The 11,894-nt window shown below is 43.1% G+C and carries 7 protein-coding genes; all 7 read right to left on the reverse strand.

The window, feature by feature from the left end:
* Nucleotides 1-10: 10 nt before the first annotated feature.
* Nucleotides 11-421, reverse strand: coding sequence for a zinc-finger-containing protein (locus DWW86_RS03660; protein WP_004223692.1), 411 nt, complete (start codon nt 419-421; stop codon nt 11-13).
* 446 nt (nt 422-867) lie between these two features.
* On the reverse strand, nt 868-1,230 hold the full coding sequence (locus DWW86_RS03670) for a hypothetical protein (protein ID WP_054351054.1): 363 nt from the start codon (nt 1,228-1,230) through the stop codon (nt 868-870).
* Between the two features lie 60 nt (nt 1,231-1,290).
* A complete protein-coding gene (locus DWW86_RS03675) occupies nt 1,291-5,274 on the reverse strand; it encodes a VaFE repeat-containing surface-anchored protein (protein WP_117942313.1) in 3,984 nt (1,327 codons plus the stop codon).
* Nucleotides 5,275-5,328: 54 nt separating this feature from the next.
* The gene (locus DWW86_RS03680) at nt 5,329-8,508 is read right to left on the reverse strand and encodes a TraG/VirB4 family ATPase (protein ID WP_117457431.1); all 3,180 of its coding nucleotides are present in this window, start codon (nt 8,506-8,508) and stop codon (nt 5,329-5,331) included.
* Nucleotides 8,505-9,128, reverse strand: coding sequence for a DUF5038 domain-containing protein (locus DWW86_RS03685; protein WP_117942314.1), 624 nt, complete (start codon nt 9,126-9,128; stop codon nt 8,505-8,507). Before DWW86_RS03685 ends, DWW86_RS03680 begins: the two co-directional genes overlap by 4 nt.
* Before the next feature lie 11 nt (nt 9,129-9,139).
* Nucleotides 9,140-10,963, reverse strand: coding sequence for a lysozyme family protein (locus DWW86_RS03690; RefSeq protein ID WP_117942315.1), 1,824 nt, complete (start codon nt 10,961-10,963; stop codon nt 9,140-9,142).
* 2 nt (nt 10,964-10,965) lie between these two features.
* A complete protein-coding gene (locus tag DWW86_RS03695) occupies nt 10,966-11,889 on the reverse strand; it encodes a hypothetical protein (RefSeq protein WP_015526852.1) in 924 nt (307 codons plus the stop codon).
* Nucleotides 11,890-11,894: the final 5 nt, after the last annotated feature.

An 11,894-nucleotide genomic window follows, 5' to 3' on the forward strand; every position in this document is an offset into this window, starting at 1 on the left:
ATCCCCCCTTTCAACCAATGGCCCTGAGAGGGATATGGTTATTCTCCAGAATCTTCATGGATTCCAGAATTAGTTGATCACACATATAAGTGCTAAATTCTCCGATGTGTGCTTCCTTGGCAGTCAGACAGAATTTATCAGCAATCCAGCGGTAAGCCTCCGATTTCGTAAAGATGTGGTTTAGCCATATCTGGTCAAACACCCGGTGTGCTTGGATCCTTTTTTGCCGAAGCTCTTTGTTTGCCAGTTTTCCTTTGGCATTGGTAGTGCCAGGATGAACTCCTACATAAGAATTACACTGTGGGAAGTGACTGCACACATAGAGTTTTCCATCTTTCGCTTTATTTCCATATACATAGGACGCATCCCTTAAAATTGCGATGCTGCCGCAGTATGGGCAGCGGATTTGTTTCTGTTTCATAAAGATTCACCTCGCTTACGTGTTTTATACGTATATTGTAAGAAAGCAGGTGATGAATTCCCATAGGATGGGCATAGAAACTACTCCCAGATTCGGACTAAATGGCACAAAATGGCAGAAAATCTAAGAATAGAACAGTGCCTTGATAAGCGGAAAGAAACCGCTGTCTGCAAAACGTGAGTAATTTACTGGTGTAAAGATGAACCCTGCACAGAAAATCCGGATGACATAAACAGAAATCAGAGCTATACATAGCCGATACAGATTTCTGGTGCGTCTGCTCCAGGGCTTTCTCGGACGAAACTTCAGGTACAGGATTAAAAGTGCAGGAATAAAAATTAAGTTCGTAAATATTGTATCGATTCCTTGAATCATAGCAGTGAAATTCAACATAAAATCGCCTCCTTTCTTATCCTGTACGCAGAAAGTACCAAAAGTGCAACCTTTTACCAGTAATAATGGGATGCTTCCTGATGCCGCAGTAAAGCAAAACAAGGACATGGCTTATCGGTCAATGCTTCTTTTGCAAAGTAGAGTCCATATAAGGACTGAAACTGTTCCAGTGTTATGGCGGACAGGCATTCCGTTGGTTCCGGTATGCGGGAGAAGAGCATACGGGCATCTGCCATGGGCAGGATACAAGGACTGCCGTTTTCATCTGGATGATATAAGAAGTGTGGGCCATTACAATAACCTGGGGTTTTACAGGAAACGCAGCGAACATAAATACAGGAATGCCAATTTCCATCACAAATATCTAAAAAATGCCGGATGTGCTTGGCATCGGCATTACAACGAGATTGTTCCATATTCATCACCTTTATAGCAGGCAGCCGTAAGAAGCTGCCTGTGAGCATATTTATTGATAGTTACTTATCTTTTTTTCGCTTACGGATATATAAAATACCAAATCCGGCAGCAAAGAGGAGTGCGGCACCTGCCAGTAAAAGATAAGGAAGAATGGTTGTTTCATCTCCAGTCTTGACTGGTTTGGAAGGTTCCGGTGTGTCTTTTGGAACTTCCGTAAGTTTTATCGTCTGTCCTTTATCGTCCAGATCCTCATGGGAAGCAATTTCAAGTGCTGTTTCTCCTTCAAGGGAAAAAAGTTTTTCAAAAACGACTACATCATGACCAGCCAATGTGCTTCCATCAAAAGTGAAGATGACTTCGACAGAACCATTGGAATCCTTTGGTGTAAATTCTGTTTCTGACGTGACAGGTTTTCCATCAATCAGAACTTCCTTTTGGGTTGTTTTGTCCATCAGTGTGCCGACCAGTTTGTATGGAGTATCCGGAATCAGATTTTGGTAGGATACGGTGTCAATGATGGTTACTTCTTTCGTAGCAACGGCTTCCTGATCCCCATCCGCTTTGTCCTTCGCAGTAGTTCCAATTCCTGGGAAGTAGATAGACTGTTCATGGTCTTCTATATCGGCGTGAACAGCAATCTCTTTTTCCTGATACGTTAAAGACTCAAAGACAACAATTGTTTTGCCGGACAGGATGCTGCCATCAAATGTAAAGGTAAGTTCAATACTGCCAGAGGCATCTTCAGGAGTAAAGGTCGTAGTGGCAGTAATCGGTTTACCATCTGCCTGAAGAGGCTCTTTTGTCTCTTTGTCCATCAAGGTACCGGTAAGTGCATACTCTTTTCCTGGAATTAGGTTACTATATTTAACCGTGTCAACGATGGTAATCTCTTTATCGGTTTTGGTAAAATGATCTCCGTCTGCTTTATCTTTTGCAGTAGTAGCGATTTCTGGGAAGTAGATGGTCTGCCCATTATCTTCAAGATCTGCGTGTGTTGCAAATTCTTTGCCGTCATAAGTAGCAGATTCAAAAACAACTACGGTTTTTCCGGCAAGGGAGGTCCCATCAAAAGAAAAAATCACATCTACCGTTCCAGAGGATTCTTTAGGAGTAAATGTGGTTTCGGCAGTAACCTCTTTCTTATCTATTTCGACAGGTTTTCCGGTTTCTTTATCCATAAGGGTTCCAGTCATAACATATTCTTCGCCGGGCAGAAGATTTTTGTAAGCTACCGTATCTACAAGGGTAACTTCTTTATCTGCTTGGGAAAGATTCATATCTGTTTCCTTATCTTTTGCAGTGGTCCCGATTTCTGGGAAATAGATAGTCTGATCCTGATCTGTAATGTCCGCATGAACAGCCAGTTTTAAATCCTCCTGGTACAGTTCCTCAAATACTACGATTGTTTTGCCCTTCAGAGAAGAGGCATTGAACGTAAAGGTCACTTTTGCAGAACCAGAAGATTTTTTTGGTTTGAAGGTGGTTTCTGCTGTGACAGGTTTTCCATCTATTTCAATTGGCTTTCCGGATTCCTGATCCATCAGTGTACCGATGAGCTTATAAGACTGTCCCTTCTTTAAGCCTTCGTATTCTACGGTATCAACCAGAGTGATTTTTTCTTCTGGTTTGGCAAAGTGGGAGTTGCTGTCTTTGTCAAGGGCAGTAGTTCCAATGGTAATCTGATCATCCGTTAAAGTTCCCATATCCACGACTACGTGATTTTTGTATACAGAGACCTCAATTTTTAAGAGGTTCATACCTTCATTGGAATCGCAGCGTTGTTCTTCCAAAATATAGGTATCATAAATCAGGGCTCCTTTGGCATCATCAGGTTTAGAAGCGCCAAACCAGATTCCGTCTTCAGAAGTTTCCCCACGATTGGTATTTGTAGTGTGCTTATTCCATTCTGAGGAAGTACTGGCATAGCCATTTTTGTCTGTTACAATGGTATGACTTTCTCCTGTAGTTTTGGAGGTAATGGAAAATGGGACATTTGCCAGCCGGTTTAAATCTCCGTCAGAGACCTTTACGAATTCTAAATCGCCACGGATTACCTGATTGGAAATCGCTGTTTCTTTTGCAGTTAAATCCAAAATTTTCCCATTTTCTGTGATATGAAACTCCTGAGAGAGTTTGCCCTCGTTCAAATAACCTTCCGGTGCTTTTGTCTCATCAACCCGGTAATGACCATAAGGGAGCGTATCTTTTTTGGTGGAAGCAAGCCCCTTTTCATCTGTCTTCAAAGTGAGAACTACTTGATCTTTTTCGTAAAGGGTTCCATCCACAAGAACAGGATTTGGACCAAGATTGGTGATTGTAAATTCTGCATCCTTTAAAGAAGCATTTCCCTGTGGTTTGGCTTCTCCTGTTTCCAGATCCCGTTTTTGGATTTTGACACCGCCACGGATAATCTGGTTAGAAACAGAAGTCTCTTCTGTTGTTAAATCTACGATTTCTCCATTTTGGGTGATGTCAAATTCAAGAGCCTTTGCACCATCGGTTAGGTATCCGGAAGGCGCTTTGGTTTCTTCTATCCGGTAATGTCCAAGGGGCAGGGCATCAGCGGCACTTGCAGCAATACCATGTGTATCCGATTTGATTGTAAGCACTGCCTGACCATTTTCATAGAGCTTTCCACCTACCCATACTGGCTGTTTGTTCAGAGTGGTAATGGTAAATTCGGCATCTGCAAGAGATGCGGTTCCTTGTGCTTGTGTTCCCTGAGTTTCCAGATCCCGCTTCTGAATTTTGACGCCGCCTCGGAAGACCTGTTCTTCGACAGAAGAAGCGTTATAAATAGAGATAGTTTCTTCCGTACCGGTACTGGTGATTTGCTGCACGAAAACAGATTCGTTTGGAAGATAGCCGGCAGGGGCTTTGGTTTCCTGTACGGTTACTGTACCCAGTGGGAAGCAGACGGTCTTTCCATCACTGGCATAGAAAAATTCATCCCCGGATACCAAATAATCTTTTGTAAAATGGATTTCTCCAGAGGCATCTGTTTTCAATATCCAGGTGCGAACCGGTTTCTTACCATTTGCTCCGGGATCGGTAGCTGACTGCTCTGTATAGAATTTTATTGTAAATTCGGCATTGGCGAGAGAGCCGGTTCCCTGTGCAGAATTTTGCTGTGTGTCAGTATCCAGCTTTTTAAGGAGCAGTTTTACGGGATTATTTTGAGGAATATCCTTTACTTTTACGGTAGATGTTCCTTCTGCTTTTACCGTAACATTATGGGCGGAAGTATCTATAGCAAATCCTTCTGGGGCACTGATTTCTTTAACGGTGTAACTTCCTTCTGCCAGTTCTTTGGATTTTGCATATCCTTTTTTATCGGTAACAAGAGTTTCTACCAGTTCTTCCCCTTTGTAGATTCCGTATTTGGCTCCTTCTAAAGAGTAATTGCCATTTTTATCGGAAATATCGGTATTGGCAGAGGATTTCTGCAGTTCGATAAAGCCGTTTGGAACCTGATACCAGCTTCCTGCAAAAGTTTGGGAAGCATCGCCAGGAACGATAAAAGCACGGAAGGATTCTGGTGGGGCAGGAAGCCCTTCAATGGCGTTGGCAACTTCCAATGCTTTGTCAATATAATTTTGAGGTGCGCCATGGAAGGCACCGGTGTCCCCGTTATTTCCAGCGTGGATATAGGAAACGACCAGATGACCAATGACATAAGAGTTGTCATCGGACCATCCTTGGAAATATTGATCTTTTATGAGCTTTTCGTAGCCGTATCCACCATTGACATAGTAGAGTGCTTTTCTAAGTGGGGAATCCTTTCCTAAAAGATTATAAGGATATTGTCCGGAAGCAGGTGTTTTCTTTAATGGTTCAACGCAATAAGCCGTATTATTACCATCAAAACTCATGCGGGAAGTATAATAGTCCCCGTATGGAATTTTGGCTCCTGCCGTATAATCAATGGTTCCATCTGCAGCATAAGCGGTATGGGCATTGAAAAAGAGTGTGCTAAGAAACATCGTGACACAAAGAAAAAGGGCGGTTAGCCGGATATGAGGTTGTTTTGCTGGTTTTAACATAAATCTCCTCCTTTGTTAAAAAGAAAAGCAGCCATATTCGGGCTGCAGGTAACATTAACCGACTTTTTTATCCTGGCGTTTCAAGATTTCCAGGAGTTCCTGTCGGTCTGTGGTAATTAATTCTTTTTCCAGGTTGGAAGCTTTAAATTCCACAGTGATATTATTGTTGTTTGTTGAAATCAGTCCGTTTCCACGTTGGAAATGGGTGATATTCATAACTTCGGTTTCGGAAAGACGAAGAATGGTTTTTACACGTTGTGCCTCTTCATCTTCCATGTTAAGAATAATTTTGGTTTTACAGTTATTGATAATGCCTTTTCCATATTTTCCGTCATCCAGAGCAAAAAAGTCATTAAGATCCTGGGTTGCAAAAATACCGGCACCAGAGTATGCCCGGATAATCTTGGCAATCTCCAAAACAAATTCAGCGGCCAGGCGGTTACTGGAAGCACCGATGAGCTGCCATACTTCATCTACGAAAATAGCTTTTTCTTCGGTACGGTTTTCTTTGGCTTTATCCCATACATAGTCCAGAGCAACAAACATCCCCACCGTTAAGAGATCGCTGGAGCCGGTCAGCTCTGAGATGTCCAAAACAGTATATTTATTGGTCAGGTCTACATTGGTCTGCTGGTTAAAAGAGGAAGCAGAGCCATGGACAAGACGGTTCAGGATGTGAGCCAGCCGTTTGGTATCTTCGGTTTCCATCAAAACATCATATACATCTCCAAGAATTGGCATCGCTTTATAATGCTCCGGGTGTTTGGGATCAATGAGGGATTCATTCTTATGGGTGATTCCCTTTCTTGCATAGGTTTTAATCAGTGCTTCGTCCAAAAGCTGTTTTTCCTCATGGCTCATATCTGGAATGAGCAGAGAAAAGAAAACGTGCAGACGCTGAATCTTACTGGCTAAGGCAGATGCGTCTAAAGTTGGACCGTCCAGCAGCTCATTGACAGAGTTATCTACTTTTCGGATCTCCATGACATTGATGCAGTTTTGGCTGGCAGGAGAAATCTGGATAAAGGTTCCTCCTACATTTCTGGCAGCCCGATAAAACTCATGACCTTTTAACGGTGCGATGATAAATACCTGGATTCCTTTACGCCGCATACGAAGTGCCATAGTCTGCATGGTAAAGGTTTTTCCGGATCCAGAAGTGCCAAGAATCGCAATATTGGAGTTTTTATATTGTTTGGAGTCAAAAATATCAGCAATCACTAAAGAGTTGTTATGCTTATTTACTCCAAATAGGATGCCGTTGTCATCGCAAATGCTGTAGCTGACGAAAGGATAGCAACTGGCAGCTCCGGTGGTTAAGACATTTCGTTTTGAGAGTTCATAGAGCTTCTTATCCAGGTTTACAAGAGGAAGGGAAGATAAAAATCCCTGTTCTTGCAGGAAGTAACAAGACCGCAGATCCATATCCTGTGAGATGAGAAGTTTTTTCATCTCCTGAATCCGCCATTGCAGTTCTTCCAGATCACCTGCCGTAATTGTAATCAAAAGATTCATGTAATAGAAATCTTCATTATTAGCAAGTCCCTGTTTGAGGAAATAGCCGGAACGGATGGCAGAATCCAGATCATCAAAATCCGCATTGGTATCAGAGGCATCTTTGATCTTTGAACGGTTGATCCGGATTTGCTGTCCAAGACGTTGCTGGATCTTATCTTTGGGCTGTTTATGCAGAAAAAAGTCAATGTCAATTCCTTCGCCAGCATTGATAAGCAGGGACAGCCAACCTGGCATTACTTTTGCTTTGTAACCATCGCACGGCACCAGCAGGTAAGAATGGTAGATGCCATTTACCAGCACATAGTTGCTGTGCTTAAAGTCCAAAGACTCTGGTGCAATGAATTCATTGATATGGATGTTATCCACTTCCTGCTCACGGCCAGATTCCATATAGCGGGTAAGTACCTGGTTAATCCGTTTTGGCAAAGGTGTTTCGGTACATTTGGTACGGTTCAGTAAAGTGTAGAGTACATCGGTTGTAAACTCATCTTCATTGTCATGAACCAGCACATCGTTGCCGCATTGATATAGAAAGGTTTTTGCGGTCTGTGCAGCAGTTTCCAAAGCTGCCAGGATTTCCTTTTCCTCCACCTTCCGATTCACATTGAAAGGTTCGTATTCAAAGATTAGGAAAAAACGTCTGGAAACCGCTTCTCTGGAACTTAACTGCCGGACAAATTGGATATAGTCTTTTTGTAACTGCCGGCAGTTAGGATCTGATTCCCGTTCCATTTCCAAACGGGACTGTTCCAGATGTTTGTTGATATCCGCTTTTTTGGAGATCATCTTAATCTGCAGTTTCACAGGACTGATTTTTAGGTAGGAGATGAAACTGAAGATGATCCCCTGTTGTTCCCTGGCACTGCGTAAGAGGAAATTGATCGGTTCAATCTCCAGGATTTTTACATAACGATGGTCTGTCGTGTAGATAACACCATTGGCAATCTTATCAATAGGAAGATAATCTTCCAAGGTGATTTCTTTTCGCTTTTTCTTTTTGCTTTTCCCGGAAGCAGGAGGCTGGTTGGAAGCTTTATTCGCAGTTCTTTCTTTTTTTCGTTCCTCCGAAAGTTGCTGCTTTATCTGTTGTTTTTCAAGTTTTGCCTGCCTTTTCGCACTTTTACGTGCAGCGGTTTGTTCTTTTTTTAATTGTCGGGACTCATATTTAAGAATCCGGATGTCTTCACGAGCCTGTTTGCGTATTCCACGTTTTGTAGAAGTGTCAAACTGCCGGCGTTCTTTTTTTTTAATAGCAGAGGATTCTTTTGTCTCCTCTTCGGAAGACATCTGTGAGCAGTTCTTTTCAGAAGAAGATTCTGCAGGTTGTTTTGGATGCCGTTTGCGTTTCTTGGTTTTTGGTTCTTTGTTGCGGGGCTTTTTTATCCGGTACTTTTTTTTCGGCTCCGGATGTACATCCATACGGTAAATAACCCGGCGGTTTTTCAGAAAACGCAGAGCGTTCATTAAAAACGCAGTAATGCTTTCTCCACCGATTCCAATTAGAGAAATCATAGCTGCAGGCAGAGCAGTCATACAGAGAATAATAATCCTGACAGTGAGTGTCAGAGGCAGATTGATAACAGGAATGGTGATCAGGATTGCCAGGACACCGCCTTCGATGGCATTACGGATTTTAAACATTCCGCCCATAAAGGTCCCTTTTTCTATAAAATTGCGAGGGATGAAGACAGGATGTTGTTCTTCAGTATTGTTCATGGCTGCACCTCCTTTGGTTCTTCCATGGAAGGAGTTTCAGGAACTTCTGTGACAGGGGCAGCTTTTTCCGAATTCACGGAGGTATCGTCATAACCTCCTTCTTGCAACTGTTCAATTTCCTCTGTTGTGATAGAAGGAAGTTTGTCATCTGTCGGACGTTCATAGATGATTTCTTTTCCAGAATCAGGGGTACGTTCCTCACCGAAAAAGAATCTTCCAGTAGGGGAAGTGTAGTACACAGGAAGAACGGACTTATCCGGAAGCTGGAACAAAAAATTAATATCAGAAGCATTGGGATAGGTAGTATCATCAGCAAGGAAACGGATGGAAGTTAGAGACATCTGTTTTACGTTTTTAAGATAGGAGGTCAGTTCTTCCTGAAAAAGTTTCACCTGTTCCTTGGAGAAAAAGTATTCCAAAGCTTCAAAATCCTGAAAGCTTATGGATTCGTTATTTTCTGCTTGTTCTGTCTCGGTATTTTCATTATTATCGTGTTGAGTATTTTCTGTCTCGGATTTTTTGTTTCCTTTTTGGGATTTCCAGATGGAGGGAAAGACAAATCCGATGATAATTAAAAAGGCCATCATAAAGATAGCCAGAATTGCTTTTTTTCTGTTCATAAGTGTCTCCTTTATTTTTTAGCGAAGATCCAATAGGCATTTGCGGTTGCATGCACTTCCGTCATCATATCGAATTCACGGTTGATGTAGTTTTTGGAGGAACTGTCATTGGGATCATTGACTAATACTTTACCTCCAGCCGTTACACCACGAAGGACAATAAAATGTCCGCCACTGGTAAAAAGCCCAGCTCTTTGGGAACTGATGACCGGATGACCTTCAGATAAAGCCTGAAGTACCTGGTTGGGATCACTGGTCTGTGTGACAGTTCCACACCCAAAATGATCGGACGCTGCCTGGAAATAAGACCAGTAAGTGCCGACTCCTGGTTTGTAATAGGAATTTCCGCACCAGGATATTGCATCAATAGGTGTAATGGTAGTGCCTGTAAGATAACTGGCAATCATAGCAAAGCTTGTCGGACCGCATCCGCTGCTGGCGATGGAACCCCCGCCGTATGGAATGTTTCCATAGTCTGTCTGGAGATAGTGTGGAATCTGCATGCCGTTTGCGGGATAGCTGCCGCCACTGGCAGTAATTTGGTAATACCGAAGGACATGCTCCACATATTCTTTATCACCATACCGGTCATAAGGCCAGCTTGGTCTTGCACACATCATATCAGAGTAGGCAATCGCATTTTCTTTGGTATATCCACCGTCACGCTCCATTGCCCAGTCAATGTATGCAGAACCGTAGTTGTAACCCTGAAGAGCCAGTTTAATCCGGTCTAAGTCCGTAGGTCCGGTACAGCCGGCTTTGTCGAGGGCATATTTTAATTCCTGAATACCACATTCAATGGAGTATTCAGGATCTGTAATCCCATTTGGCACATGGGGATAGCGGGTATTAAATCCACCTTCCGCTGCTTGCATAACATCCAGCCCTCGTCCGCCAGATTCCTGCATCATGACTGCCAGAATTAAATCCACATAATCACTCATACCATATTTCGCAGCGGCTCTTTCTACAGCAGGGCGGTAGGACAATACCTCATCACTAAGATTGATAGCAGCTACTATGCCGGAAGAAGCAGTTCCAAAGAAAGCAGTCAGATTTTCTGCATAGTTTTTGGCAAGTTCTTTCTGCTTGTCTGTAAGATGGAATACATGGTCTGCAAAATAGGAATCCCCAGCATAAACAACGGTATAGGTGTGTTTCGTAAAAGTAACCGTCTGTGTTTGTGCCTGTCCCTGTTCTGTGCCGGCTTCTCCTTCTGCACCGCCATCAACGGTAACTTCCATGGTAACTGTTTCGGTTGCTACATCATAAGAAAAAAGTCCTTCTTTGTTTTCACGGATGAGTTTCTTTAATTGGTTTAGGTTGATGTTTTTATAGTCATCCTGGCTGGCACAAAATTGTGAAATCAGCAGATTGGCATTGACGGAGATGCTGTATGTATAGGGATCATTGATGGATGCAGTATCACCTTGTGGAAGACGGGAAATTGCTGCATGGATCTCTGCCAGAATGTCTTCATGGCTTTCTTCTAACACTTCAACGATGGCTTCACGGGAAGCACGGATGTTTTCACTGATCATAGAGTTGCTGTTTAGTACATCACTTTGCTCGGTCAGGCTTCCAAAGATCAGACCAGGGAGCATCACAATAAATAAAACCGGGAGCAGCAGTATGGCGAGAATAACAAGAAGAATTTTAGCGAGCTGATTCCGGTTGGCTATGACGGCTCCAATTGCTGCTGTGAAAGGTCCGCCAAGGGCGGCACCATATCCTGCTTTGGAGAAAGTGGCTGCTGTTTTTAAGGACTTTAGGTGAGAAACGGTACTGGAGCCTACATCCATTGCTTCGTCAAGTCCAGAACGTTCTGTATCCATTACTAAATCCGATCCTTTCTTGGAGGAGTAGGAGGAAGCTTTTGGACAATGGATTCGTTGTAGGCTATTTTTCCATCGCCAGCATCATAAGGGATTTTGGATACCGTATTTTCGGCATATTGCTTGTACCAGGTAGCTCCGTCTACAGATTGCACAGTTTCATAGGTTCCCTGGGTAGGAGCCGTATATTGATCGGCATGGTACATAGCAAATTCCCGGCTGTCCCCATTGGAACCGGACTCAACTCCTGTTATCCTGCCGCCGCCAATCTCAACATTGGTATAGGAATGATCCGTTTTATCTTCATTTTGAATTCCCATGTAGGATTGAAATGCAGAAACAGCTCCATCACCTTTGATTGAGCCAACTTGACCATAGTTTCCTTGAGCAATATTGCTGATAACGTTATTAGCAAAATCTCCGCCCTTTTCAAGGGAAGACTGATAAAGTGCATTTCCGATACTTGGTCCTTCGGTATATCCGGTGGCTGCATTTACCGCAGAACGCTCTGTCTGCCTTCCAACGGCTCCGGCTAATCCTCCGGATAGGAAAGAACTTTGTACTGCAGCACTTCCGGGAGAGGAAGAATGGGAACTGCTATGGCTTCCACCGCCATGCCCCCGAAAGGAACTTGCAAGACCTCTTCCGGCGATTAAAAGTTCAGCCATCATATTTCCACCAGTATTTCCAACATTGACTCCCAGACTTGCCATAAAGCTGTCAATCTTTTGAGAAACCTTCAAAAAAGCAATGGCACACAGAAACCAGATAAAGACATTACCGGTGACCGTTTCTTTTCCCTGTGCATCTACAGCTTGCTGTACCTCTGCTTCTGTGAGTTCTGCGGCAAAGACCGGCATGGATGTTACAAGAATCAGACAAGAAATCAATAGCAGGCTGCAGAGCAGTGTTTTCTTATGTTTCATAATCT

The sequence above is a fragment of the Ruminococcus sp. AF17-22AC genome, assembly GCF_003460065.1.
Taxonomy (GTDB): Bacteria; Bacillota; Clostridia; order Lachnospirales; family Lachnospiraceae; genus Blautia_A.

Coding starts and splice junctions, on each gene's coding strand:
- DWW86_RS03660 (WP_004223692.1), bottom strand. CDS start 421: ATGAAACAGAAACAAATCCGCTGCCCATACTGCGGCAGCATCGCAATT.
- DWW86_RS03670 (WP_054351054.1), bottom strand. CDS start 1,230: ATGGAACAATCTCGTTGTAATGCCGATGCCAAGCACATCCGGCATTTT.
- DWW86_RS03675 (WP_117942313.1), bottom strand. CDS start 5,274: ATGTTAAAACCAGCAAAACAACCTCATATCCGGCTAACCGCCCTTTTT.
- DWW86_RS03680 (WP_117457431.1), bottom strand. CDS start 8,508: ATGAACAATACTGAAGAACAACATCCTGTCTTCATCCCTCGCAATTTT.
- DWW86_RS03685 (WP_117942314.1), bottom strand. CDS start 9,128: ATGAACAGAAAAAAAGCAATTCTGGCTATCTTTATGATGGCCTTTTTA.
- DWW86_RS03690 (WP_117942315.1), bottom strand. CDS start 10,963: ATGGATACAGAACGTTCTGGACTTGACGAAGCAATGGATGTAGGCTCC.
- DWW86_RS03695 (WP_015526852.1), bottom strand. CDS start 11,889: ATGAAACATAAGAAAACACTGCTCTGCAGCCTGCTATTGATTTCTTGT.